Here is a 24,272-nt window from a genome sequence, read left to right on the forward strand (position 1 = left end):
TGCGCCCGGGGCGCCCCGGGGGCCGTCCCGACACGCGACAGCCCTCTCATCAGCCTGATGGATCGAACCGGATCAGCTCAACACCCAACTCTTATCCAGTTTCGACACGACGCCGCTGCCAGCGATCTTCGCCCCATCCATGAACCATAGATCGACTTCGTTCGTCGCCGTGTCATGCAAAACCAGATCATACTTGCCGTCGGCATTGAAATCGCCAGATTGATCGACTTGCCATGTGTTTCCTGGAAGATATCCAATATAGCCGCTTCCGTCGATAAAGTTTCTGCCGTTGATCAGCCAGACATCCAGCTCATTGGTTGATTTCTGGCGAAGAACGAGGTCGGTTTGCCCATCCCCGTTCAAGTCGCCTGCTGCCTCGACGATCCAATCCGTGCCTGGATTTCCGACGTACCCACTGGTTCCGAGCACGGTCGTTCCGTTGAGATGCCAGATGTCGATCTCGCCGGTCGTGCGATTTCTCAAGGCGAGATCGCCGCGGGAATCGGTGTTGAAATCCCCGGTTCCGACAACATCCCAGTCCGGACCGGGCACTCCGATGTACCCGCTCCCGGCAGCGATCTTGCCCTTGCCGTCCAGTTTCCAGGCGTCGATTTCACCAGTTACACTGTTTCTCAGGATTATGTCGCTCGATTTGTTTCCATCGACGTCCGTCAGGCCTGCAACCGTCCAGTTTGGACCTGGATTCGAGATATACCCGCCTCCGATGATCGACCTGCCGTCCATGTGCCAGACGTCGATTTCACCCGAGGTGCCATTGCGCAACACGATGTCACTGCGGCCGTCGCCGTTCGTATCGCCCTGGCCGACGACCTGAAACCCAGGGGCCGCACTGAAGACGGCGCCGCCGCCCCTGATGGTCGTGCCGTCCATATACCAGACGTCGACCTCGCCGGACGTGTTCATCCAGGTCAAATCTGAATTTTCATCGCCATTGAAATCGACGATTTTGCTCGCATTCAGTCCGGTGCCACTCGTTACAGCAATATTCACGGTGGGGTCTATCGCCAAGGCAACGGTCGTCACATCGCTGGTCGCCGGATCGATCTTATACAAATTCGTGTAGGTACCGTCGAATCCGGTAAAATATACCTCATTATTTGCCTGGAAAAACTTCGAACCACTCACTGTCGTTGCAGTAGGGTCGAGGGTGTAGATCGCTGTCGGCGTCGCACCTGGCGCACTCACCATGAATATCTGATCGCCATAACCCACTCTGGCTTCAAAATATAACTTGCCTCCGATTGCGGTAATATTAGCTATATCAAATGATCCTGCTTCGTAAGATGGAGAATAATATCTCACATAATTCTCCGTTCTATAAGTACCGTTTACGGTTCCGTCAGATCTCCAGAGTCCGATACTGACACCCCTACTCCCGTACGATGTACTCGCTGCGCCGTATCCTTCAAAATATAAAACGCCGTTGAAATTCGTCAGCGAGGAAAAGCCGCCGCTGCCGGTTGAAGCGAGACGGATCGTTCCAGAGGGTGTGCCGTCAGACTTCCAGAGTTCTGTCGTGTTGGAGGCCCCGGCCGCGAGGAAGAACAAGGTTCCGTTGACATCGGTCAGTTCGTACGGGGACGATGATCCTGGACCTGCATAGACGTCCTTGACCATGAATGTCCCAGCCGATGTCCCGTCCGTCCTCCAGAGTTCGGTCCCGTAATTACCGTCGGAGGCCGTAAAGTAGGTGATCGAACCTGATTTCGTGAAGTTCGACGGAAATGAATTGCCAGATCCGACATAAATGTCTTTTACGAGCGAGGTTCCGCCCGTCGATCCATCTGATTTCCAAAGCTCGAATCCTGAATAGCCGTCGTTTGCGGCAAAATACAACGTGCTCCCGCTTCCCGCGAGATTCAAAGGGCTTCCGCTGGACGACAGAGGGTTTATGTCCTTCACCAATTTGGTGCCGGCACCCGTTCCGTTCGTACTCCAGAGTTCGGTTCCGCTGTTGGCATCCGTGGCGCTGAAATACAATATGCCATTGACTTTGGCGAACGATGACGGGTATGAACTCGCCGAACCAGTATTGATATCTTTGAGCAAAGCTGTCCCGAAAGGCGTGCCGTCGTTTTTCCAGAGTTCGATGCCGTTCACACCGTCGTCCTGCGAAAAAATCAAATTGTTCCCGATCGTATAGAAATTTGACACATTGCTTGAATTGGTGCCGAGATTGGTGATTTTTCGCGCGCCGTTGACGTCAACCGCCCATAGTTGTTGTATTGAACCATATTTGCGCGAGAAATAAAGCGTTTGCATGATTTAATTCCGCCTGAATGAGGAGAGCTGCGATCCTGGAAAATCATGCCGCAGGGGCTTGCGCCATGCAAGCGGTCGGCCCGGATCGTGCAAGTCGTGAGTCCGACGATAGATACGAGAAGAATTTGACACCTTACATGATTTCGCGGCCGTTACAAATACAGAAATCATGTGGCAGGCGGATTCCGGCTAAATTGATCCAGGATCACCGAACGAGATCTGAATTTTCCTGTTCGGCCGATCGACGCGAACGACGAGGGCCGGCAGAGCGGGCAATGCCGTGTCTCTTCATGGCATCTCTCGGCGGCGATGCCACCGGCCGACCGGTCACCCGCGCTTCGTCACGTCGGCCCCGCTGCCGCTGTCTCCCGGCCGGACGGCCAGGTCGCCCTCAGGAAACCCGTTCGCACCGATACGCGTGCGTCCGATACGGGAACGTCACCTCGGCCCGCCCGGCCAAGTCCGGCGTGCGGGCGATCAGGTAGCGCACCTCTTGCGTCACCCGCGCCCGCTCCGCCTCCGGCAGGGCGGCGATGAAGCTCACCGACAGGGTGCGGTCGAGGATCACCTGCTCGGATGTGCCCGTATGGCCGTGCGGGAAGGCTGCCTCGTGCAAAGGCCCGAAGCCCGGCGCCGGAAACACCGTCCGCCACGCGCCGGTGTGGTAGCGCGGCGCGTCGCCCTCGTGGGCGTTCATGATCGCCGTCAGCGCCCGCACCCAGGGCGTCGCCTCGTCGCGCACGTTCCAGACCAGGCCGAGGCGGCCGCCGACCTTCAGCACCCGGCGGATCTCGGCGAGCGCCGCCGGGGTCGCGAACCAGTGGAAGGCCTGGGCGCAGACGATCGCGTCGAGGCTCGCGTCGGGCAGCGGCATCGCCTCGGCGGAGCCGGCGAGGGCCGTGACGCCCGGCAGGGACGCGGCGAGGCGCGCCCGCATGGCCTCGACCGGCTCGATGGCGGCCACCGCCGCGCCGGTGGCGGCGAGCAGGGCCGTGAACTTGCCGGTGCCGGCGCCGAGATCCGCCGCGGACCGGCCGGGCCCGAGGCGCAAGCCGTCGCGCAGCCAGGCGGTCAGGGCCGCCGGATAGTCGGGCCGGCCGCTTGCATAGGTCTCGGCTCCGGCCGAGAAGCCGTCGGCGGCGGCGGGATGCAGGTCGCTCATGGCCTCTCTCCGGTCAGCGAAGCCAGCCCCTCAGCCGCCGCACCGCCTCGTGCGCCTCGGCCTCCCCGCCCGCGAAGGAGAGGCGCAGGTGGTGCGCGCCCGCCTCCGGATCGAAGTCGAGGCCCGGCGTCGCCGCGACGCCGGCCTCGTCGAGCATGCGGCGGCAGAAGCCGATCGAGTCGTTGGTGAGCCGGGCGATGTCGGCGTAGAGGTAGAAGGCGCCGTCGGCCGGGTGCACGTCGCCGAGGCCGAGAGCCGGCAATTCGTTGAGGAGCAAAGCCCGCGCCCGGGCATAGTCCGCCTTCACCGCCTCCAGTTCCCCGGTGGCGTCGAAGGCGGCGAGTGCCGCGACCTGCGACAGGTAGGGCGCCGAGATGTAGAGGTTCTGCGCCAGCCGCTCGATCGGCCGCACCAGGGCCTCCGGCACCACCATCCAGCCGATGCGCCAGCCGGTCATGCAGTAGTACTTCGAGAACGAGTTGATCACGACCGCGTCCGGATCGACCGCGAGCGCCGTCGCGGCGGGCACGCCGTAAGTGAGGCCGTGATAGATCTCGTCTGAGATGAAGCGCAGGTTCAGCGCGCGGCAGGCCTGGGCCAGGCTCGCGAGGCCCGCCTGGTCGATCATCGTGCCGGACGGGTTGGCCGGGCTCATCACGAGGAGCCCCGAGAGCGGCGCGGCCGCGTGGGCGGCCCGCAGGGCGGACGCCGTCGGCACGAAGCCGTCCTCGGCCCGCAAGCTGAGGCCGACCGGCTCGAGGTCGACGGCCTGGAGCACCGAGCGGTAGGCCGGGTAGCCGGGGGCCGCGATCGCCACCCGCCTGCCGGCGTCGAACAGGCTCAGGAAAGCGAGCACGAACCCCGCCGACGAGCCGGTGGTGACGACGACCCGCTCCGGCGCGACCGAAACGCCGTAGGCCTCGGCGTAGTGGCGGGCGATGCGCTCGCGCAGGGGCGCGATGCCCAGCGCCTCGGTGTAGGGGATCCGCCCCGAGGCGAGGGCCGCTTGCGCCGCCGCGATGGCGCTCCTCGGCGCCGGCGCCGAGGGCTGGCCCACCTCCATGTGCACCACCGTGCCGCCCTGCCGCTCGCGCCGCGCCGCGGCGGCGAGCACGTCCATCGCCAGGAAGGGCGCGACGCGGGCGGCACGGCGGGAGACGGGGGTGTCGGACATGGCGGGCCCTGGGGTGAGCGACGGCGTGTGGCCCCGCACATAGCGGGATTTGCCGGAGATTGCGCCCCGCCGTTCCGCGGGAGCGTGATTTGACAAGCCTGCCGCGAAACCGCCTAACCGGCAGGTCAAGGAGCGCGCCGGAACCGCGCTGCCCGCGCCACCGACGCTGGACGATCCCGAGAGGACGACGATGCTGCCCCTGTCCCGCCTTCTGCCCGCCCTCGCCGTCGCGGGCCTCGTCGCCGCGGCCGCCCCGACGCAGGCGCAGTCGCCGACCACCACGCCGGCCCCGGGCGCCGCCGCGCCGATGTCCGACGCCCAGCGCCAGGCGATCGAGGGGATCGTGCGCGACTACCTCCTGAAGAACCCGGAGGTGCTGCAGGAGGCGATGGCCGAGCTCGAGAAGCGCCAGCAGGAGGCCCAGAAGGTCGCCCAGGCGAGCGCCCTCAAGGAGACGCGCGACACCCTGCACAACTCGCCGCACGGCTTCGTGGCCGGCAACCCGAACGGCGACGTCACCCTGGTCGAGTTCTTCGATTACAATTGCGGCTACTGCAAGCGCGCGCTCAGCGACCTGCAGACCCTGATCAAGGGCGACCCGAAGCTGAAGGTCGTGCTGCGCGACTTCCCCGTGCTCGGTCCGGAATCGCTCGAGGCCAGCAAGGTGGCGCTCGCCGCCAAGCAGCAGCTCAAGGGCGACAAGCTGTTCGACTACCACATCCGCCTCCTCGAGAGCCGCGGCCGGGTGAACGGCGAGCGGGCGATCGCGGTCGCCAAGGAGATGGGCCTCGACATCGCCAGGCTGCAGCGCGACATGCAGGCCCCCGACATCCAGGCGGCACTGCAGGAGAATGTGGGCCTGGGCGACAAGCTCGGCCTGTCGGGCACCCCGGCCTTCATCATCGGCGACGAGATCATCCCGGGCGCCGTCGGCGTCGAGCCGATCCGCAAGACCGTGGCGGGCGTGCGCCAGTGCGGCCACGCCACCTGCTGATCGGCGCGACGATCCCCCGGTTTCGCGCCGGGGCGCCTTGACGGGCGCGTCCCGCCCGCGTGCCGGCGCCCCTATCGCGCGCCGGCCGCATGGTCTATGAGCCCGCCGATCGCCCGCCGGACTGGAACGCGCAGCCGCGCCGTCCCGGCGCTGCCCCGGCGGGCCAGCCCTGTCCCCACCACGATTGCCGAAGACCGCCGTGCCCCCCAGCAACAAGCATGACCCCTTCGATCCCGAGCTCGTTCGCGAACTCGCGACCCTGATCGCCGAGACCGACCTCAGCGAGATCGAAGTCGAGAAGGGCGACCTGCGCATCCGCGTCGCCCGCGAGCGCCTCGTGCAGCAGGTCCAGGTTCCGGTCGCCGCCGTCGCCCCGCCGCTGCCCGCGGCCGCGATTCCCGCCGCCGCGCCGACGCCTGCCGCCGACGCGGACCCGAAGGCGCTCGCGGCCCATCCGGGCGCGGTGCTCTCGCCGATGGTCGGCACCGCCTACCGCAAGCCCTCGCCGGACGCCAAGACCTTCGTCGAGGTCGGCTCGCGGGTCGAGAGCGGCGCCCGGGTGCTGCTCGTCGAGGCGATGAAGACCTTCAACGACATCGTGGCGCCGCGCGCCGGCACCGTCACGGCGATCTTCATCGAGGACGGGCAGCCGGTCGAGTTCGGCGAGCCCCTGCTGCTCATCGAGTAATCGCTCGGCGGACGACCCGTCGTCCGCTTCGTCGTCTGGTCTGCCGCAGGTTTCCATCGCGAAACCGGCGGCCATTTTTGCGAAACCTGCTTTAGGCCCCCATGTTCGACAAGATCCTGATCGCGAACCGGGGCGAGATCGCGCTCCGGATCCTGCGGGCCGCCAAGGAGCTCGGCATCGCGACGGTGGCGGTGCATTCCACCGCCGACGCCGACGCCATGCACGTGCGGCTCGCCGACGAGAGCGTCTGCATCGGCCCGCCGCCGGCCCGCGACAGCTACCTCAACATCCCGTCGATCATCGCCGCCTGCGAGATCACCGGCGCCGACGCGGTGCATCCGGGCTACGGCTTCCTGTCCGAGAACGCCCGCTTCGCCGAGGTGCTGGGCCATCACGGCATCGGCTTCATCGGCCCGAAGGCCGAGCACATCCGGGTGATGGGCGACAAGATCGAGGCCAAGCGCACGGCCAAGCGCCTCGGCATCCCGTGCGTGCCAGGCTCCGAGGGCGGCGTCACCGACACCGACGACGCCAAGCGCATCGCCGCCGATATCGGCTACCCGGTGCTGATCAAGGCCGCCTCCGGCGGCGGCGGCCGCGGCATGAAGGTCGCCCGCAGCGAGGCCGACCTCGAGAGCGCGCTGATGACCGCCCGCACCGAGGCCAAGGCGGCCTTCGGCGACGACGCGGTCTATCTCGAGAAGTACCTCGAGAAGCCGCGCCACATCGAGGTGCAGGTGCTCGGCGACGGCCGCGGCAACGCCATCCACCTCGCCGAGCGCGACTGCTCGCTGCAGCGCCGGCACCAGAAGGTGTGGGAGGAAGGCCCCTCGCCGGCGCTGAACGCCGAGATGCGCGAGCAGATCGGCGGGGTCGTCGCCCGGGCGATGCAGGAGCTCGGCTACACCGGCGCCGGCACGATCGAGTTCCTGTACGAGGACGGGCAGTTCTACTTCATCGAGATGAACACCCGCATTCAAGTGGAGCACCCTGTCACGGAGATGATCACCGGGATCGACCTCGTCAACGAGCAGATCCGGGTGGCGGCGGGGGCGCCCCTGTCGGTGCGCCAGGAGGACGTGCGGGTCGAGGGCCACGCCATCGAGTGCCGGATCAACGCCGAGCACCCGGCGACCTTCCGGCCCTCGCCGGGCACGATCACCTACTTCCACCCGCCCGGGGGCCTGGGCGTGCGGGTCGATTCGGCGGCCTTCCAGGGCTACCGGATCCCGCCGCACTACGACTCGCTGATGGGCAAGCTCATCGTCCACGGCCGGACCCGCAACGAGTGCCTGATGCGCCTGCGCCGGGCGCTGGACGAGTTCGTGGTCGCGGGCGTCGACACGACCTTGCCGCTGTTCCGCACCCTGGTGCGCAACGCCGACATCCAGAACGGCCTCTACGACATCCACTGGCTCGAGGAATTCCTCAAGACCGGCGGGCTCGAGGTCGCCTGAGGGCGAAATCCCTCCCCTCGCTCCATCCCGGTCACGGCCTCGTCCCGAGGTGCGCGGGGGGGATGGCTGCAGGTTTATGCCGGACAGGCGAGGCGGGGCGGATCTCGACGGTCGGGACGCCCGCCCCGCCGACACGTTCCCGCCTCGCAGCAATCGATCGCGCGCAAGATTTTCGTGAGCGGGGCGGAACAGCGCGCCTGCCCGACAGTTCTCTCGGCAACAGCGGCCAGGACAGGCTGGACCGTCCCTGCGTGAGGCGGCGGACGAGCACAGTCGACGCCGCCACCATCCAAGTCACAACCGAGAGACATGACGATGCGCGTGATCAAGCTCGCCGCCGTGGCCGCCCTGCTGGCCACCCCCGCCCTCGCCCAGGCCCCCGCCTATCAGGGGCCGATCGCCCCTGCCCCGGCCGCCCCGGTCGTCGACCCGATCACCACGGGCACCGTGGTCGCTCCCGTCCCGGCCCGTCCGGGCCCGGTCGGCGGTGTCGGCCAGTCGACCTTCGAGACGCAGATCGACTCGGCCAAGGGCGGCAATGCCGCGATGCCGAGCCGCCTGAACCCGAACCTCGGCAACACCTCGGGCGGTCCCTCGAACTGAGGCCGACCGGGGCGGCGTGAGCGCCGCCCCTTCCCGATGTGGGACGGCCCGCGGCCCAGCGCCGCGGGCCGTTCCTCGTCGTGCGCGGCCCGGAACCCTATCTTTGCCAGGGCCCGAGCTTGGGGAAGACTGCCTTCCCCGCGCGTCGCGCCCGGAACCCCTGTCGATGCACGGCAGCCTGAACGTCGAGATCACCGCCGAGATCCTGCTCAAGGCCTACGCGGCCGGCATCTTCCCGATGGCGGAGGATGCGGATGACCCGACCCTGTACTGGGTCGAGCCGAAGGAGCGGGGCATCCTGCCCCTCGACCGCTTCCATCTCGGCCAGCGCCTCGCCCGCACGGTGCGCAACGGCGGCTTCGAGGTGGTGACCGACCGCGACTTCGACGCGGTGATCGAGGGCTGCGCCGCCCCGCGGCGGGACAGCGCGCGAACCTGGATCAACGCCCGCATCCGCGCGCTCTACGGCGAGCTGTTCGACCTCGGCTATTGCCACACCGTCGAGGTCTATGCCGGCGAGCCCCGCGCCCTGGTGGGCGGCCTCTACGGCGTCTCCCTCGGGGCGGCGTTCTTCGGCGAGAGCATGTTCCACATAGCCCGCGACGCCTCGAAGGTGGCGCTCGTCCACCTCGCCGCCCGGCTCCGTCGCGGCGGCTACACCCTGCTCGACGCGCAGTTCGTCACCAGCCACCTCGCCCAGTTCGGTGCCGAGGAGGTTCCGCGCCACGTCTACAAGGCGATGCTGCGCGACGCGATCGGCCGGCCGGCGCAGTGGGACAGCGCGCCGCTCACCGGGGCTGAGGCGGTCGCGGTCCTGAACGGCACCTGATCCGGGCAGTCGAACATCCGGGAACAAGAAGCAAAACCGATTGCCGAATGTTCCCGACTGCATTCCCGGCGGCATCGTCGATTGTTGCCCGCACGTCACGCCCGGCGATCGCTTCCCGCGAAGTCTGCCCCAAATCTATCGAACTGTGCAATGCCCCGTCGGACGGGATTGCGGCACGACGGCGAAGCTCGCTATCTCTCCTGCCCAGGGAGGCGCTCGACGGCGCCGCATAAGAACACGGGCGGGGGAGCCTTTCGGGCATGGCGGCGTCGCGCTGGGGATTTCTGGTCACGACCGCTCTCGCGTCGGCGGCGCTCGCCGCGCCGGCGGCGGGGCAGGGCACCATCGCTCTCGACACGATCGATGTCGTGCCGGTGACGCCGGTCGCGGGGTCCGCCGGCACCGGACGCTCGGGCACCGGCGAGCGGACGGACGGCGGCGGCAGCCTGCCGCTCGCCAAGGTGCCGTTCACCGTCGAGACCGTGAGCGCAAGGAAGCTCGAGCAGGATCGCGCCACCCTCGATCCCACCTTCACGCTGGCCCGCACCACCCCGGGGGTGAGCCTGTCGGACGGCCAGGGCAACGGCTTCCGGCAGACCCTGACCTATCGCGGCTTCGACGCCTCGCCGCTCCAGGGCGCCCCCCAGGGGCTCGCCGTCTATCAGAACGGCGCCCGCATCAACGAGGCCTTCGGCGACGTGGTGAACTGGGACCTGATCCCGCAGGTCGCGATCAACCGCATCGACATCGTCACCGGCAACCCGCTCTTCGGCCTCAACGCGCTCGGTGGCGCGGTCAACATCGAGATGAAGAACGGCTTCACCTGGCAGGGCAAGGAAGTCTCGGTGATGGGCGGCTCGAACGGCCGCATCCTCGGCACGCTCCAGTACGGCGAGGTGATCGGCCCCTGGAGCTTCTACTTCGCCGGCGAGGGTCTGCGCGACGCCGGCTGGCGCTACCGGTCGCCCTCCGAGATCGGCCGGGTCTACGCCGATATCGGCCACCGCAGCCTGGATTCCGAGTTCCACGTCATCGCGTCCGGCGCCAAGACCTTCTTCGGGGCCGCCGCCGCCACCCCGGTCGACTTCACCCGCACCAACGAGCGGGCGATCTTCACCTCGCCGCAGACCACCAGCACCGAGGTCGGCCAGATCCAGGTCACCGGCAAGGTCGCGGTCTCGCCGACCTGGGACCTCGCCGGCAACGCCTATCTCCGCCGCTTCAGCCAGCAATACGTCGACGGCAACGACGGCAACTTCGAGAACTGCTCGTCGCGCTCGAACTTCCGCGGCTTCCTGTGCTTCGAGGATGACGGGTTCACGGCCCTGCCGGGCCAGACCCAGGCGCAGTTCCGCAACCAGTTCCTGATCCTGGGGCCGCGCAACCAGCAGATCCCGTTCCGGGCCGGCATCCCCTACGGCACGCTCGACACGGTGAGGACCGAGGCGACCGGCTACGGCGGCAGCCTGCAGGCGACGAACCGCGACCGATTGTTCGATCACGGCAACACCTTCATCGTCGGCGGCAGCATCGACGTCGCGAACTACTCGTTCAAGTCGGCGAGCACGCTCGGGGTCATCAACCCGGACCTCAGCGTCACCACCGACCCGCTCAACCCGACCTACGGCACGATTCCGGGCCTCGGGACCGGACCGATCCGCACCGCCGGCGCGCTCGGCATCGCGCCGAGCCAGGTCAGCGGCTCGAACCTCTATATGGGCCTCTACGCCCTCGACACCTTCGACGTCACCGACCGGCTGGCGCTCACTGCCGGGGCGCGGCTGAACTTCGCCCGGATCGCGACCCAGGACCTCACCGGCTTCTCGCCCGACGTGACCGGCACGCACTATTACAACCGCATCAACCCCGTCGCCGGCCTGACCTACCGGTTCTACGACTGGCTGACCCTCTACGGTGGCTATTCCGAGTCGAACCGGGCGCCGACGCCGCTCGAGCTCGCCTGCGCCAACCCGAGCCGGCCCTGCCTCCTGCCGAACTCCCTCGTCGCCGACCCGCCGCTGCGCCAAGTCGAGGCGCGCAGCTACGAGGTGGGCTTCCGCGGCACGGTGCCGAATGTCTACGAGGGCGGCCTCCTGACCTACAAGATCGGCGCCTTCCGCACCGACCTCACCAACGACATCCTGCAGATCGCTGTGCCGGGCAACGCGGCGCGGGGCTACTACGTCAACGTGCCGGCGACCCGGCGCCAGGGCCTCGAGGTCGCGGCGGAATACGCCACCGAGCGCCTGAGCCTCTACGCCAACTACGCGCTCATCGACGCCACCTTCCAGTTCCGCGGCGACCTGTCCTCGCCCAACAACCCGCTGGCCGATGACGGGCTCATCACCGTGCGCCCGGGCAACAAGGTGCCGCTGGTGCCCGACCACCAGATCAAGGCCGGCTTCGACTACGCCATCACGCCGCAATGGCGCTTCGGCATGAACGTGCAGGCGTTCTCGTCCTCCTATTTCCGCGGCGACGAGTCGAACCTCAACCGCAAGCTGCCGGCCTACGTCACCGCCAACCTCAACACCAGTTTCCAGCTGACGCCGACCGTCCAGGTCTTCGCCCTGGTGACCAACCTGTTCAACAACCGCTACGCCAATTTCGGCACCTTCCTGGAGCCGAACAACGCCTTCGCCGGGCGCTACGTGCTGAACGATCCGCGCAGCACCACCCTGGTGCAGCCGCTCTCGGTCTATGGCGGCGTGCGGATGACCTGGTGATGGCTGTCCGATCGCATTGACACGGAGCAGACCGGCAGGTTCGTGTCGCGCGGGCGCCGTCCAGAGACATCCTCGAGCCCGGACAAGCGCGGGATCCCCTCTCCCGTGTGGGAGAGGGGTAGGGGATCGAAGATCCCGCGTGAGGGTGGCGACGGTGCCGGATTAGGCTCGAACGGTACCGGGGCCAGCACGACGCTCATCGCTTCACCCTGAAGCGTGTTACCCTCACGCGGGCCGCAGGCCCGTGCGGGATCTTCGATCCCCCGGCCCCTCTCCCACACGGGAGAGGGGGGACCCCGCGTCTTGTCCGGTCCCGAAGGCATCTTCGGGACAGCGCCCGTCGCGGGATTCCCCCGCCTCCCCGAGAGCCCGTTGCGTCCGACTTCGCCGCCCCCCGCCTCCGAGCTCCCGTCCGACGCAGCCTCGCGGCGCCGGCTGCCTGCCCTCTGGTCCGGCCGCCCGATGCGGGCGCGGCTGATGGTGGTGGTCGTCCTCATCAATCTGATGGCGGCGGCGATCTCGGGGGCGGTCATCATCCACAAGGCGCGCACGGCGACCGAGGTCGAGACCGCGGCCTCAATGGCGGTGGTCGAGCCGCTCGTCGCCGAGACCCTGCAGGCGCTCCAGGACGCGCCCCTGCCGGGCCTGTTCCGTACCCTGGCCGTCCGCTTCCAGGGCCTGCGCCACGTCCGGGTGACGCTGCTCAACGCGACGAACCAGCCGGCCGAGGCCGGGACGCGGCGGGACGGCACGCGGCGGGCGCCCCAATGGTTCGCCCACCTGGTCGCTCCTCCGGCGCAACGCCACGAGGTGCCGCTGGTGCTGCGCGGCGCCCGTATCGGCACGGCGCTCGTCACCGCCGAGCCGTCGGACGAGATCGACGAGGTGTGGGGCTACGCCGTGGCGCTCGGCCTCACCGGCCTCAGCCTGAGCCTCGCCATGCTGGCGATCCTGCATGCGGCATTCGGGCGGATCCTGAGCCCGCTCGCCCAGCTCGCCGCCGGGCTGACGCGTCTCGAGCAGCAGGATTACGCCGTCCGGGTCGGCCGGCCCGACACGCGGGAGCTCGCCGTGATCGCGGCCGGGTTCAACCGCCTCGCCGAGGTCCTGGGGGCCGCCCGCGCGGCGAACCTGCGGCTCACCCGCCGCCTGCTGACCGCCGAGGAGGACGAGCGCCGGCGCACCGCTCTCGAGCTGCACGACGAGTTCGGCCCGTGCCTGTTCGCGCTGGAGGCCAATTCCTCCTCGATCGCCCGCATCGCCGCGACCCTTGAGGAGCCGGCCCGCGCCCGCCTGATCCAGCGCACCGACGACATCGCGGCGATCGTCAAGCGGGTCCAGACCATCAACCGCGCGCTCCTCAACCGGCTGCGCCCGGCCGGGCTCGGCCAGGTGCCGCTCGGGCGCTGCCTCGAGCTCCTGGTGCGCGAGAGCGCCCAGCACCATCCGGAGATCCGGGTCGAGGGCCGCTTCGCGCCGCTCCGCTCCGGCTACGGCGATCTCGTCGACCTCACCCTCTATCGCTGCGTGCAGGAGGGGCTGACCAACGCCCTGCGCCATGCCGGGCCCACCCGGGTGACGGTCGAGGTCGCGGAGCAGGACGGCACCCTGCGCCTCGCCGTCGAGGATGACGGGCGCGGCCTCGGGCCGGACCGGGACGAGGGCCGCGGCCTCGCCGGCATGCGCGAGCGGGTCGAGGCGCTCGGCGGCCATCTGGCGCTGATGCCGCGCGATCCCGGTACGGCCCTGCGGATCGCGCTCCCGGCAGGCTCCGAGATCCCCGGGGAGGACGCCGCGTGACCCGGGTCGTCGTGGTCGACGACCACCCGATCGTGCTGCGCGGCGCCCGCCGCCTGCTCGAGGATGCGGGCGCCGAGGTGCGGGAGGCCTCCGGCTTGGCCGAGGGGTATCGCGCGATCCTGCGCCACCGGCCCGACGTGGCGGTCATCGACCTTGCCTTCACGGGCCGGGAGCTGGCCGGTCTGGCGCTCATCGGCCGGCTTCGCCGGCGGGCGCCCGCGACCCGCGTGATGGTGTTCAGCATGCACGCCGACCCGGCAATCGTCGCCCGCGCGCTCGCCGCCGGCGCCGTCGGCTACGTGCTCAAGGACGCGCCGACCGGCGACCTCGTGCGGGCCTACGAGCAGGTCCGCGCCGGGCGGCCCTACCTCGACGGCCGCCTCGCTACCGAGGTCGCCCTGCTCCAGGCCGATCCGCGCCGCTCCCTGCTCGGTTCCTTGAGCGCGCGGGAGCGGCGCATTCTGGCCCTGCTCGCCGAGGGGTGGGGCTACGCGGCGATCGCCGAGGATCTTTCGGTAAGCTACAAGACCGTGACGAATGCCTGTGCAGCCCTGCGCCAGCGGCTCGGGGTGGCGACCTTGACGGAGCTGACGCATTTCGCGGTCCGGCACGCGGCCGACCTGCGGTGAAGGCGAGCGCGTCCAGCGCGCCGTGCCGGACCCCCGCCACGGAGAGCGGCCCGTCATGCGGCTCCTGAAGCTCACCCTTGCGGCTCTCGCGTATGGATGGCTGACGTCGGTGCTGTTCGGCGATCCCGTGAAGCCGCTTGCTCTGGCAACGGTCTGGTCCGACAGGCTCGGCCTGGAGCATTGGCAGGTGCTCGCGGCCCTCTGCGTTGCAGCGTCCGCCGTGGTCTTCGTGCGGCCCCTCCGGAACGTCGTTCCCGATGCGCTGCGGCCGTCGGTCTTCGTGATCCTCGCCGTTCTTCTGCCGATCTCACTCGTCGGCCTCTATGCGGATCGGATCCGGCACCGCGCCGTCCTGGCATTCGGCGCAGACGACGTCGAAGAGCACTCCTTCTTGACCTCCCTCTACGAGGCACCAAGGGACTTTCAGTTTTTTCTGCACACGGCAGTTCTCAAGGATTGCAAGTTCCACGCATGGAGCTATCGGAAACTTGCGTTCTACACGCTACCTCCGGACGCTTCAGTCAACGTTGTGCCGCGATGGTGGCTCAAGCGATGCGGCTACCAGGTCGATCGGCCCTGATCGCCGCTCGACGTTCCCATCAGTCGGTCGAGCACCGATCGTTGCGGCTCCCTACAACGCCTCCCCGCGCATCAGCCGCGGCTGGCGCCCCCGCAACCCCGCCGCCTCGCGGATGAACATGCGCTTCAGGCCCGGCAGCCGGTCGACGAGGCCGAGGCCGAGGTCGCGGGCGAGGCGGACCGGGAGCGCGTCGGTCGAGAAGAGGCGGTTGAGGCCGTCGGTGGCGGCGCCCATCGCCAGCGTGTCGAAGCGCCGGCTGCGCTCGTAGGTCTCCAGCGCCTCCGGGCCGCCCGGGTCGAGGCCGAGGCGCATCGTGTCGGTGAGCGCCTCCGCCAGGGCGGCGGCGCTGCGCAGGCCGAGATTCAGTCCCTGCCCGGCGATCGGGTGGATGACGTGGGCGGCGTCGCCCAAGAGCAGCAGGCGCCGGGCGCCGAAGCGCCGGGCGATGCCGAAGGCGAGCGGGTAGGCCCGCAAGGGAGATTCGAGGGCGATGCGCCCGAGGCTTAAGCCGAAACGGCGCTCGACCTCCGTCAGGGCCTCCTCGGGCCCGCCGCCGATCAGCGCCGGCACCTCGGCCTGCCGCTCGGTCCAGACGATCGAGGAGCGGTGGCCGAGGGACCCGCCCGGCGGCAGCGGCAGCACCGCGAAGGGGCCGGAGGGCAGGAAATGCTCGATCGCCCGGCCCTCGTGGTCGCGCTCATGCGCCACGGTCGCGACGATGCCCGATTGGGGATAGGACCAGCCGACCCAGCCGATGCCGGCGGCCTCGCGCAGGCGCGAGCGCGCGCCGTCCGCCGCCACGACGAGATCGGCCCGGATCTGCCGCCCGTCCGGCAGGCGCGCGGTGATCCGGTCGGTCTCCGGCAAAGCCGCGAGCACGGGGCTCGTCTCCAGCACGACGCCCGCCGCCGCCGCAGCATCCCGCAGGGCGATCAGCAGCCCGCCGCCCTCGATCATGTGGGCGAAGGGCTCGCCCTCGGCCACCTCGCCCTCGAAGGTCAGGAAGGTCGGCCGCACCGGGTCGGCGAGGCGGCTGTCGGTGATCACCATCTCGCGGATCGGCTGGGCGCCCGGGGCCACCGCGTCCCAGACGCGGAGACGCTCGAGCATCCGCCGGGCGGCGGCCGCGACCGCGTAGGCGCGCAGGTCCCGCGGGGGATCGGCGCGGCCGAAGGCCGGGTCGCAGACCGTGACCCGCACGGTATCGCCGAGCGCCTGGCGCAAGGCCAGCGCCAGCGCCAGCCCCGGCAGCCCGCCGCCCGCGACGACGATCTCCCGCGCCGCGCCCCGCCGCCCGCTCGCACCCTCGTCCCGCACCATGTCGCACCGGCCCGCTGCTCGTTCCGTCGGGCACGGCTCTTAGCACGTCGGCGGCCCGCGCGTCGCTTGACGGCGCGCATCGGCCTGCGTCAGCTACGCGCCCCTCCACCGATCCGGATCCCTCCCTTGCGCGCGGTCGCCGACCTCCTCGACATCCTCGACCTCGAGCCGCTCGAGCAGAACCTCTTCCGGGGCCGCTCGCCCAAGGATCGCTGGCAGCGGGTCTATGGCGGCCAGGTGATCGGCCAGGCCCTGGTCGCGGCGACCCGCACCGTGCCGCCGGAGCGCCGGCCGCACTCGCTGCACGGCTACTTCCTCCTCGGCGGCGACCCGAAGGTGCCGATCATCTACGAGGTCGACCGCATCCGCGACGGCCGCAGCTTCACCACCCGGCGGGTGGTGGCGATCCAGCACGGACGGCCGATCTTCTCGATGTCGGCCTCCTACCACGTCGAGGAGCCGGGCTTCAGCCACCAGGCCGAGATGCCGGCGGTGCCGATGCCCGAGGCCCTGCCCGGCGAGGGCGCGCTCAAGGCCTCGGTGATGCCGCGGATGCCAGACCCGGTCCGGGCCTATTTCGAGCGCGAGCGCCCGATCGAGCTGCGCCCGGTCGAGCTCGCCCGCTACGGCTCCCGCGAGCCCGGGCCGGCGCGCTTCCACGTCTGGATCCGGGCGACCTCGGCCCTGCCGGACGATCCGGCGATCCACCAGGCGGTGCTCGCCTACGCCTCCGACATGACCCTGCTGGACACGTCCCTGGCGCCCCACGGGCGCACCGTGTTCGAGAGCACGATCCAGCCGGCGAGCCTCGACCACGCGCTGTGGTTCCACCGGCCGTTCCGGGCCGACGAGTGGCTGCTCTACGCTCAGGACAGCCCGAGCGCCTCCGGCGGCTGCGGCTTCTCCCGCGGGCTGATCTTCACCCGCGACGGCACTCTCGTCGCCTCCGTCGCCCAGGAAGGCATGATCCGCGAGAAACGCGTGGCGCCCGAGCCGGAGGCCTGAGCGGCAAACTGCATTCTTTTTGATCACCTGATGATTTTTTGATCTGCATTGCCGCCGTGAGCGGCTTCAATATCCGCAATCGGCCCAGGAACCGGGCAGCTTGTCCGTAGGTCCGGGACCGGTCCGTGGCACGTTCCTTGATTTGAGACCCTCCGAGACCGGCGCCAGGGCCAGCGGGTTCGCCCTGGCGCCGGATCACGCCTCGACCCGGCCCGTCCGGGCGGAGACGCCAATCGAAAGGGGGCTCGTCCCATGAAGATCGTCATGGCCATCATCAAGCCGTTCAAGCTGGAGGAGGTCCGCGACGCCCTCACCAGCATCGGCGTGCACGGCCTGACCGTGACCGAAGTGAAGGGCTACGGCCGGCAGAAGGGGCACACCGAGATCTATCGCGGGGCCGAGTACGCCGTCAGCTTCCTGCCCAAGCTCAAGATCGAGGTGGCGGTGGCGGTGGACCTCGTCTCGAACGTCGTGGACACCATCGCGGCCGCCGCCCGCACCGGCCAGATCGGCGACGGCAAGATCTTCGTGATGCCGCTCGAGAAGGCCGTCCGCATCCGCACCGGCGAGACCGACGCCGACGCCCTCTGAGGGCGGACCCCGCGCGGGACCACGACGCCCCGCGACCTCTTCCGTCACGTCATTGCTTTGAATCGATCGGGAGTTCCTCTTCCATGAAGCTTCGCAACGTCCTGGCTCTGGGCCTGGGAGGCGCCGCGCTGGCGCTGGTCCTGGTGGAGCCGTCCCTGGCGCAGACGCCGACCGTCGAGGCGGCGCCTGCCGCCGCGGCGGCACCGGTGCCCAACAAGGGCGACACCGCCTGGATGCTGATCTCGTCCGCGCTGGTGCTGCTGATGTCGGTGCCCGGGCTCGCCCTGTTCTACGGCGGCCTGGTGCGCACCAAGAACATGCTGTCGCTCCTGACCCAGGTCTTCGCGATCGTCAGCCTCGCCTGCATCATCTGGGTCTTCTTCGGCTACAGCCTCGCCTTCACCAATGGCGGCGGGCTCAACGACTTCGTGGGCGGCTTCTCGAAGGCGTTCCTGCGCGGCGTCGACGCGAACGCCACCGTCGCCACCTTCTCGAACGGCGTCGTCATCCCCGAATACGTCTATGTCTGCTTCCAGATGACGTTCGCGATGATCACCCCGGCGCTGATCGTCGGCGCCTTCGCGGAGCGGATGAAGTTCTCGGCGCTGCTGCTGTTCTGCACGCTGTGGCTGATCTTCATCTACTTCCCGATGGCGCACATGGTCTGGTACTGGGGCGGCCCCGACGCGGTCGGCAACGCCGCCAAGGCGCTGGCCGCGGCCACCGACGAGGCGGCCAAGAAGTCGGCCCAGGACGCGCTCGACGCCGTCAATGCCGATGCCGGCCTGCTGTTCAAGTGGGGCGCCCTCGACTTCGCGGGCGGCACCGTGGTGCACATCAACGCGGGCATCGCCGGCATCGTCGGCTGCCTGATGATCGGCAAGCGCATCGGCTACGGCCGCGACCTGCTCGCCCCGCACTCGCTCACCATGACGATGATCGGCGCCTCGCTGCTCTGGGTCGGCTGGTTCGGCTTCAACGCCGGCTCCAACCTCGAGGCCAACGGCTCGGCGGCGCTCGCGATGATCAACACCTTCGTGGCCACCGCGGCGGCCGGCCTGTCGTGGCTCCTCGTCGAGTGGGCCGCCAAGGGCAAGCCCTCGCTGCTCGGCATGCTCTCGGGCGCGGTCGCCGGCCTCGTCGCCGTCACCCCGGCCTGCGGCTTCGCCGGCCCGATGGGCTCGATCGTCCTCGGCCTCGTCGCCGGCGCCGTCTGCTTCGTGATGTGCTCGACCGTCAAGAACGCGCTCGGCTACGACGACTCCCTCGACGTCTTCGGCGTGCACTGCGTCGGCGGCATCATCGGGGCGCTCGCCACCGGCATCCTGGTCAACCCGGCGCTCGGCGGGGTCGGCATCCCCGACTATTCCACCAAGCCCGGCGAGCTGGTGGCCGCGGCCTACGAGTTCGGCCCGGCCTTCCTGTCCCAGGCCAAGGCGGTCGGCTTCACCATCCTGTGGTCGGGCATCGGCTCGGCGATCCTCTACAAGATCGTCGACGTGGTGGTCGGCCTGCGGGTGACCCAGGACGAGGAGCGCGAGGGCCTCGACCTCGCCGATCACGGCGAGCGGGCCTACAACTACTGAGATCCGGCCGGGGCGGCCTCGCCCCGGCTGCATCGGAGATCAAGACAAGCCCCGGTGCAGCCGCACCGGGGCTTTTTCGCGTTTGTGCGCCCAGCATGGGCGCGTTCTTGAGGGTGGAAGTCCCTCCGTGAGCGGGTCACGGCGAGCGACGTGATGCGCAACTGCGGAAGGGTGACCGACCGAGGAGAGGAAGCGTGGAGCGCACCTGCGGGCCGATGAACAAGAACCGGATAGAAGGCGACGCTGAGCAGGGCGAGCGGGCCAAGGACCGCGAAGCTCTCGTGATCGAGGCGAGGCGGCGTAGATCCGGCGGTCGTGCAGGGACGGAACGCGGTCTTACCTCGGGAGATCTCGCCTCGCGCCTGAAAGGGCGACGGCCTCGCGCCGGAGCGCGAAGTCAGCCGAGGTGGAGCCGTGTCGGAGCCGGGCGGCCCCTACGGCGCGCCCTGCGCCTCGGCCGCCGTCGCGGCGTGCATCTCCTTGACCTTCTGGCTCAGCCAGAACGAGTAGCCGACGCTGGTATTCTCGATCAGCGCGGCGGTGCTGGTGACGTAGGTCGCCGTCAGGTCGCCGCACTGGCCGACGAGGTTGAGCTCCTGCTCCATGATCTTCGACAGGGTGTTGGCGCTGCGCAGCGACAGCGCCCCCTCGACGATCCGCATCATCCCGGCGCGCCAGTCCTGGTCGATCTTCCAGAGCTGGCGCACGAAGGCGGCCTGCATCGCGGAGAGCTCGCCGATAACGTCCGGGGTCGGGCGCGCGGACAGGAGCTCCACCGTGGCGACCGCGTTGGTGGCGCTGCGCGCCGCGATCGCGTTGACGAGCGCGGTGCGCCGCAGGGGCACCTCCGCGCCGGCCGGCACGACGGCGGCGGCCGTTTCCGGCACACGCTCGGTCGCGGTCAGGGCCGTCTGGACGAAGGCGGCGAGCGGCAGGGCGACGATGGGCTCGGGCGGGGTGGTCTGCGACGTCATCGCGAAGCTCCTCATCTGTCGTCGCCGGTGAGGCGGGCCAGCATGCGGTGGATGGCCCTGATCTGGATCGCGTTCTGCGAATAATAGTCGGGATTGCGGGGCGTCGGCGAGCTGTAGCCCCACCAGTCCCAGCACCCGTCGGGGTTCTGCAGCGCGCCGCCGTCGCTGCCCTCCGCCTGCGGGTAGAGCACGATGATGTCGTTGGTCTCGGCGATCTCGTTGTAGCCGGTGGTGGTGATGTAGCGGTTGCCGTAGGGCGGCTGGTTGGCGGTGTCGGGCAGGCCCCGGACGTAGTTGACGTAATTGTAGCCCTGCTTGCAGCCGTGCAGCGCGATGTGCACCCGGGCCGCCTCGCCCGCCAGCACCCCCGACGGCACGTAGGCGTAGCCGAACTCGCTCATGCTCGCGCGCCTCTCGCCGTCGAAGAACTCGCGCTGGTCGAAGCGGATCAGCCGACCGGCCGGGTGCTCCGCCGGCGGGTTCAGATCGCCGTAGATGTGCCGCAGGATCGCGTGCGACTGCATGAACCGGCCGTTGTTGATGTAGGGCGGGCGGTTCGCCGCGAGGGGCGAATCCTCGAGGTTGTCGGTGATGATCGCGTGGCCGGCATCGACGTCGCCGTCGTACAGGATGTCCTGCGGCCTGACCCCGAGGCGCGCGTAGAAGTCGCGCGTGCGCCCGACGACGGCCGGAGAGACGACGCAGTCGGAGCGCCCGCTGAAGATGTAGAGCCGCTGGCCCGCGAGGCCGTCGAGCGGATCGATCAGCCGGTCCCGCTCGACCTCCCGGGCCAGCCCGACGAGGTCGTCGACGTTCGGGGCCATCGCGGGGATGAGGGGGTTCATCCCGATGGCCAGCGCGCCCAGCGTGAAGGCGTCGGCCGCCAGGAGCGCGCCGCCCCGGTACGATTCGGCGCTGCGATAGGGCCCGCCCGCGATGATGCCGGCGCCGACGAATTGGCGCGAATGGGCGATGTGCAGCTGCACCGTCATGAAGGCCCCGGACGACAGGCCGGAAATCGAATGCTGACCTTGCCGGACGGGGTAGTCCGTCAGCCGCTCCGCCCTCTGGCTCGCATAGACCATGTCCTCGCCCCTCGACATGCCGTGTCGCCCGGGATGGCGCAACGTCCCGGAATCGGCCGGACCAGATCACGCAGACTATGATCTCGCAAGAGCTAAAAGACCATGAAATGATTTTTTGCATTCGTGAAAACATCCACCTACCGCTGAGAAGGGACAGGTCGCCCCGGACCGGAATTTAGCTTATCCTTTCGAGATCGTGGGCGTGCATCGGAATGGATTGGCGCGGGGATATCCTGCATTGCCGACCGCGATAGGCCGAGCGGTTGCCGGGACGGTTTGCCCGGACCCGCCCGACTGCGCACGCAAACGTGAAGCCGGGCCGAATTTCGCCACGGTTGAGGCTTAGCGCTGGCGAACAACCCCGCGCGGGGACCCGGTAACCGTTCGTTGACGGTTTTCGGCAACCTTGCGTTCACCATGGCGGCCACGCGGCCCGGGCGAGGATGAGGGATCGTGCGAGCGCTCAAGCGTGCCGGCCGCGGGGCGGCCGACCCGGCCCAGGACTCCTGCTCTTCCGGATCCCGCTCCTGCCGGCGCGGGGCGCTGGCGCTCCTCGCCTGCGTGACGGCGGTTCTCGGCTCGACCAGCGGCACCCAGGACGCGGTCGCCAACGGCGACACCCGCACGATCGCGATCTTCCACGAGCACACCAAGGAGAGCGCCGCGATCACGTTCAAGCGGGACGGGCGCTACGACCGGGCGGCGCTGGAGCAGCTGAACTGGCTCCTGCGCGACTGGCGCATCGACGAGCCGACCAAGATGGACCCGCGCCTGTTCGACGTGGTGTGGGAGGCCCACCGGGCCGTCGGCTCCCAGGACGCGGTCCACGTCGTCTCGGCCTACCGCTCGCCCCAGACCAATGCCGCCCTGCGCCGGCGCTCCCGCGCGGTGGCCGAGCACAGCCAGCACATGCTCGGCAAGGCGATGGACTTCTACCTCGCCGACGTCTCGATCGACCGGATCCGGGCGATCGGCATGCAGATGCAGCGCGGCGGCGTCGGCTGGTACCCGCAGGCCAATAGCCCCTTCGTCCATCTCGACGTCGGCTCCGTGCGCTCCTGGCCGCGGATGAGCTACGACCAGCTCGCCCGCCTGTTTCCCGACGGCCGCACCGTCCATCTGCCGGCCGACGGCCGGCCGATGCCGGGCTACGAGGTCGCCAAGGCGGAGATCCTGGCCCGCGGCGGCAGCGTGATGGGCGTGAGCCAGGCGATCGCGGCGGCGGACGAGGAGGACAGCCCGAACGTCGTCGGCCAGTTCTTCGCGATGCTGTTCGGCGCGAAGCCCGCCGCCCCGCCGCCTGCCCCCGTGGTCCTGGCCGGGCGCGCGGGCCGGGTCCGCCCGGTCGCGCTCGCCAGCGTCCCGCCGGAGGATGCCGGCACCCGCACGGTCCTCGCCTACGCCGATGCCGGCCCGGCCGTCAGCCCGGCCGCCCTGCTGCCGCAGGCCGCCCCTCGCCCGGTCCCGGTGCGCCCGGCGCCCGAGCCCGCGCCGCCGCCGGAGGCCGCCGCACCGGCCGCGCCCGTCGTGCCGGAGGCCAGCGCCGTCGAGCCGGGTACGCCGGCCGCGCCGGCCAAGGTCGCGACGTCTCTCGCGCCGCCTCCCCTGCCGCCCCGGCGCCCGTCGGAATTCGCCGCTCTCGCGGAGGCGCTCGTCGCCGTGCCGCTGCCCCCCGTGCGGCCCGGCTCGGTGCAGATCGCCTCGGCCGATGCCGACCCGGCGGTGCTCGGCGCCATGCTGCAGCCCCGGCCGAAGCCCGCCGCCCCGTCGCCCGCCGGGACGCCGGCCTCCGCCGCGGGCTCGGCGGCTGCCGCCGACCCGAAGGCGCAGTTGCGCGCCCTGTTCACCGCCGCGGCGGCCGCCCCCCAGGCCGGCAGCGGCGCCCCGGTGCACGTGGCGCAGCGGGCCAGCCGCGGCGCCCCGCCGGCCGGCCTCTTGGCCGCGCCCGCGGGGGCGGTCGCCACCCGCTTCCAGGCCGGCACGGCCGAGGACGCGCCGGGTGCCGGCCGCTTCAGCGGACCGGCGGTCGGGCGGCGCTGAGCGCCCGTCCGAACGAGCCATTCTGCGACATGCGCATCTCCCATCCCCCATCCCCGCGCCCGTCCGGTGCCGAGGGCCCGCGATGAACTGGGTCGAGGCGAACTGGGTCGAGGCCATCGGGTATCTCGGCACCGGGCTCACCATCGCGTCGACCGCGATGAGCACCATGATCCCGCTGCGGATCGTGTCGATCCTCGCCAGCGTGGCAGTGCTGACCTACGGGCTCCTGACCGGCAGCATGCCGGTGGTGCTGACCGAGGCGATCCAGATCCCGTTCAACGCCTGGCGCCTCTACCAGATGGTCCGGTTGGTGCGCGACGTCGAGCGGGCGGCGGATGGCGACCTCTCCCTCGACTGGCTCAAGCCTTTCGGCGAGTCCCGGCGTTTCGCGGCCGGCCAGGTGCTGTTCCGCAAGGGCGACCCCGCCGCCGAGATGTTCCTGATCGAGAGCGGGTGCTTCCGCATCGAGGAGCTCGGCATCGACATCCGGCCCGGCGCCATCGTGGGCGAGCTCGGCATGCTCTCTCCCGGCAACCTGCGCACCGGCACCCTGGTCTGCGTCGAGCCCGGCTTCGCCCTCGGGGTGGCCTACGCGGACGTCAAGCAGCTCTACTACCAGAACCCGGAATTCGGCTTCTACTTCCTGAAGCTGACGAGCGAGCGCCTCTTTCAGGCGGCGCAGGTCTCCCGTCCGGCGGCGGTGCCGACCGGCACCGAGGTGCTCTGAGCCCCCGCGTCGCCCCGGG

Annotated in this window: 20 protein-coding genes; 14 read left to right on the forward strand and 6 right to left on the reverse strand. The window is 69.6% G+C overall.

What is annotated here, in order from left to right; translation table 11 throughout:
* Positions 1–72: 72 nt before the first annotated feature.
* The 3 genes from EU555_RS11765 to EU555_RS11775 form a co-directional block, all read right to left on the reverse strand.
* Positions 73–2,283 carry an ELWxxDGT repeat protein gene (locus EU555_RS11765; RefSeq protein ID WP_135414823.1) on the reverse strand — a complete coding sequence of 737 codons (2,211 nt, stop codon included), beginning with the start codon at positions 2,281–2,283 and terminating at the stop codon, positions 73–75.
* 391 nt (positions 2,284–2,674) lie between these two features.
* Positions 2,675–3,445, reverse strand: coding sequence for a class I SAM-dependent methyltransferase (locus tag EU555_RS11770; RefSeq protein WP_135414824.1), 771 nt, complete (start codon positions 3,443–3,445; stop codon positions 2,675–2,677).
* Between the two features lie 13 nt (positions 3,446–3,458).
* Positions 3,459–4,619, reverse strand: a complete 1,161-nt coding sequence (locus tag EU555_RS11775) for an aminotransferase class I/II-fold pyridoxal phosphate-dependent enzyme (RefSeq protein ID WP_135414825.1) — start codon at positions 4,617–4,619, stop codon at positions 3,459–3,461.
* Positions 4,620–4,809: 190 nt separating this feature from the next.
* Between EU555_RS11775 and EU555_RS11780 the strand changes: the two genes are divergently transcribed.
* From EU555_RS11780 to EU555_RS11825, 9 genes are all read left to right on the forward strand, one after another.
* Positions 4,810–5,613 (forward strand): DsbA family protein, encoded by an 804-nt coding sequence (locus tag EU555_RS11780; RefSeq protein ID WP_135414826.1) that lies wholly within the window; start codon positions 4,810–4,812, stop codon positions 5,611–5,613.
* 199 nt (positions 5,614–5,812) lie between these two features.
* Positions 5,813–6,301 carry an acetyl-CoA carboxylase biotin carboxyl carrier protein gene (accB, locus tag EU555_RS11785; protein ID WP_135414827.1) on the forward strand — a complete coding sequence of 163 codons (489 nt, stop codon included), beginning with the start codon at positions 5,813–5,815 and terminating at the stop codon, positions 6,299–6,301.
* Between the two features lie 101 nt (positions 6,302–6,402).
* Positions 6,403–7,758 carry an acetyl-CoA carboxylase biotin carboxylase subunit gene (gene accC / locus EU555_RS11790; protein ID WP_135414828.1) on the forward strand — a complete coding sequence of 452 codons (1,356 nt, stop codon included), beginning with the start codon at positions 6,403–6,405 and terminating at the stop codon, positions 7,756–7,758.
* Positions 7,759–8,067: 309 nt separating this feature from the next.
* Entirely contained in the window at positions 8,068–8,361 is a 294-nt protein-coding gene (locus tag EU555_RS11795; RefSeq protein WP_135414829.1) for a hypothetical protein, read from the forward strand.
* Between the two features lie 166 nt (positions 8,362–8,527).
* On the forward strand, positions 8,528–9,190 hold the full coding sequence (gene aat / locus EU555_RS11800; protein ID WP_135414830.1) for a leucyl/phenylalanyl-tRNA--protein transferase: 663 nt from the start codon (positions 8,528–8,530) through the stop codon (positions 9,188–9,190).
* Between the two features lie 260 nt (positions 9,191–9,450).
* On the forward strand, positions 9,451–11,916 hold the full coding sequence (locus tag EU555_RS11805) for a TonB-dependent receptor (protein WP_135414831.1): 2,466 nt from the start codon (positions 9,451–9,453) through the stop codon (positions 11,914–11,916).
* Positions 11,917–12,288: 372 nt separating this feature from the next.
* Entirely contained in the window at positions 12,289–13,716 is a 1,428-nt protein-coding gene (locus EU555_RS11815) for an ATP-binding protein (RefSeq protein WP_245524256.1), read from the forward strand.
* A complete protein-coding gene (locus EU555_RS11820) occupies positions 13,713–14,345 on the forward strand; it encodes a response regulator (protein ID WP_135414833.1) in 633 nt (210 codons plus the stop codon). Before EU555_RS11815 ends, EU555_RS11820 begins: the two co-directional genes overlap by 4 nt.
* Positions 14,346–14,400: 55 nt before the next feature.
* A complete protein-coding gene (locus EU555_RS11825; protein WP_135414834.1) occupies positions 14,401–14,925 on the forward strand; it encodes a hypothetical protein in 525 nt (174 codons plus the stop codon).
* Between the two features lie 51 nt (positions 14,926–14,976).
* On the opposite strand, the gene EU555_RS11830 is transcribed toward EU555_RS11825, so the two are convergent.
* The gene (locus EU555_RS11830) at positions 14,977–16,245 is read right to left on the reverse strand and encodes an FAD-dependent monooxygenase (RefSeq protein ID WP_135414835.1); all 1,269 of its coding nucleotides are present in this window, start codon (positions 16,243–16,245) and stop codon (positions 14,977–14,979) included.
* A 126-nt stretch (positions 16,246–16,371) separates the two neighbouring features.
* Between EU555_RS11830 and tesB the strand changes: the two genes are divergently transcribed.
* The 3 genes from tesB to EU555_RS11845 all read left to right on the forward strand — a co-directional run bounded on the left by tesB (position 16,372) and on the right by EU555_RS11845 (position 19,427).
* Entirely contained in the window at positions 16,372–17,250 is an 879-nt protein-coding gene (tesB, locus tag EU555_RS11835; RefSeq protein WP_135414836.1) for an acyl-CoA thioesterase II, read from the forward strand.
* Positions 17,251–17,502: 252 nt separating this feature from the next.
* Positions 17,503–17,841 carry a P-II family nitrogen regulator gene (locus tag EU555_RS11840; protein ID WP_135414837.1) on the forward strand — a complete coding sequence of 113 codons (339 nt, stop codon included), beginning with the start codon at positions 17,503–17,505 and terminating at the stop codon, positions 17,839–17,841.
* An 83-nt stretch (positions 17,842–17,924) separates the two neighbouring features.
* A complete protein-coding gene (locus EU555_RS11845; RefSeq protein ID WP_135414838.1) occupies positions 17,925–19,427 on the forward strand; it encodes an ammonium transporter in 1,503 nt (500 codons plus the stop codon).
* Between the two features lie 434 nt (positions 19,428–19,861).
* Here the strand turns inward: EU555_RS11845 and EU555_RS11855 are convergent, their stop codons facing one another.
* Positions 19,862–20,401 (reverse strand): hypothetical protein, encoded by a 540-nt coding sequence (locus EU555_RS11855; RefSeq protein WP_135414839.1) that lies wholly within the window; start codon positions 20,399–20,401, stop codon positions 19,862–19,864.
* Between the two features lie 11 nt (positions 20,402–20,412).
* On the reverse strand, positions 20,413–21,504 hold the full coding sequence (locus tag EU555_RS11860) for an extracellular catalytic domain type 2 short-chain-length polyhydroxyalkanoate depolymerase (RefSeq protein ID WP_245524257.1): 1,092 nt from the start codon (positions 21,502–21,504) through the stop codon (positions 20,413–20,415).
* Positions 21,505–21,939: 435 nt separating this feature from the next.
* Here EU555_RS11860 and EU555_RS11865 point away from each other — a divergent pair, with 435 nt between their 5' ends.
* Together EU555_RS11865 and EU555_RS11870 are read left to right on the forward strand one after the other, a co-directional pair.
* Positions 21,940–23,526 carry a peptidoglycan L,D-endopeptidase MepK gene (locus tag EU555_RS11865; protein ID WP_425375109.1) on the forward strand — a complete coding sequence of 529 codons (1,587 nt, stop codon included), beginning with the start codon at positions 21,940–21,942 and terminating at the stop codon, positions 23,524–23,526.
* Positions 23,527–23,608: 82 nt separating this feature from the next.
* Complete coding sequence (locus EU555_RS11870) at positions 23,609–24,253, forward strand: Crp/Fnr family transcriptional regulator (RefSeq protein WP_135414841.1); 645 nt, start codon at positions 23,609–23,611, stop codon at positions 24,251–24,253.
* The last annotated feature ends 19 nt before the right edge of the window (positions 24,254–24,272 follow it).

This window comes from Methylobacterium nonmethylotrophicum (genome assembly GCF_004745635.1).
In the GTDB taxonomy this organism is placed as follows: Bacteria; Pseudomonadota; Alphaproteobacteria; order Rhizobiales; family Beijerinckiaceae; genus Methylobacterium; species Methylobacterium nonmethylotrophicum.

Excerpts from the sequence above, each read along its gene's own strand:
- accC (WP_135414828.1), top strand. The coding sequence starts at position 6,403 with ATGTTCGACAAGATCCTGATCGCGAACCGGGGCGAGATCGCGCTCCGG.
- EU555_RS11825 (WP_135414834.1), top strand. The coding sequence starts at position 14,401 with ATGCGGCTCCTGAAGCTCACCCTTGCGGCTCTCGCGTATGGATGGCTG.
- EU555_RS11795 (WP_135414829.1), top strand. The coding sequence starts at position 8,068 with ATGACGATGCGCGTGATCAAGCTCGCCGCCGTGGCCGCCCTGCTGGCC.
- EU555_RS11830 (WP_135414835.1), bottom strand. The coding sequence starts at position 16,245 with ATGGTGCGGGACGAGGGTGCGAGCGGGCGGCGGGGCGCGGCGCGGGAG.
- EU555_RS11870 (WP_135414841.1), top strand. The coding sequence starts at position 23,609 with ATGAACTGGGTCGAGGCGAACTGGGTCGAGGCCATCGGGTATCTCGGC.
- EU555_RS11840 (WP_135414837.1), top strand. The coding sequence starts at position 17,503 with ATGAAGATCGTCATGGCCATCATCAAGCCGTTCAAGCTGGAGGAGGTC.
- aat (WP_135414830.1), top strand. The coding sequence starts at position 8,528 with ATGCACGGCAGCCTGAACGTCGAGATCACCGCCGAGATCCTGCTCAAG.
- EU555_RS11855 (WP_135414839.1), bottom strand. The coding sequence starts at position 20,401 with ATGACGTCGCAGACCACCCCGCCCGAGCCCATCGTCGCCCTGCCGCTC.
- EU555_RS11805 (WP_135414831.1), top strand. The coding sequence starts at position 9,451 with ATGGCGGCGTCGCGCTGGGGATTTCTGGTCACGACCGCTCTCGCGTCG.
- EU555_RS11845 (WP_135414838.1), top strand. The coding sequence starts at position 17,925 with ATGAAGCTTCGCAACGTCCTGGCTCTGGGCCTGGGAGGCGCCGCGCTG.
- EU555_RS11780 (WP_135414826.1), top strand. The coding sequence starts at position 4,810 with ATGCTGCCCCTGTCCCGCCTTCTGCCCGCCCTCGCCGTCGCGGGCCTC.
- EU555_RS11775 (WP_135414825.1), bottom strand. The coding sequence starts at position 4,619 with ATGTCCGACACCCCCGTCTCCCGCCGTGCCGCCCGCGTCGCGCCCTTC.
- EU555_RS11765 (WP_135414823.1), bottom strand. The coding sequence starts at position 2,283 with ATGCAAACGCTTTATTTCTCGCGCAAATATGGTTCAATACAACAACTA.
- EU555_RS11770 (WP_135414824.1), bottom strand. The coding sequence starts at position 3,445 with ATGAGCGACCTGCATCCCGCCGCCGCCGACGGCTTCTCGGCCGGAGCC.
- EU555_RS11860 (WP_245524257.1), bottom strand. The coding sequence starts at position 21,504 with ATGTCGAGGGGCGAGGACATGGTCTATGCGAGCCAGAGGGCGGAGCGG.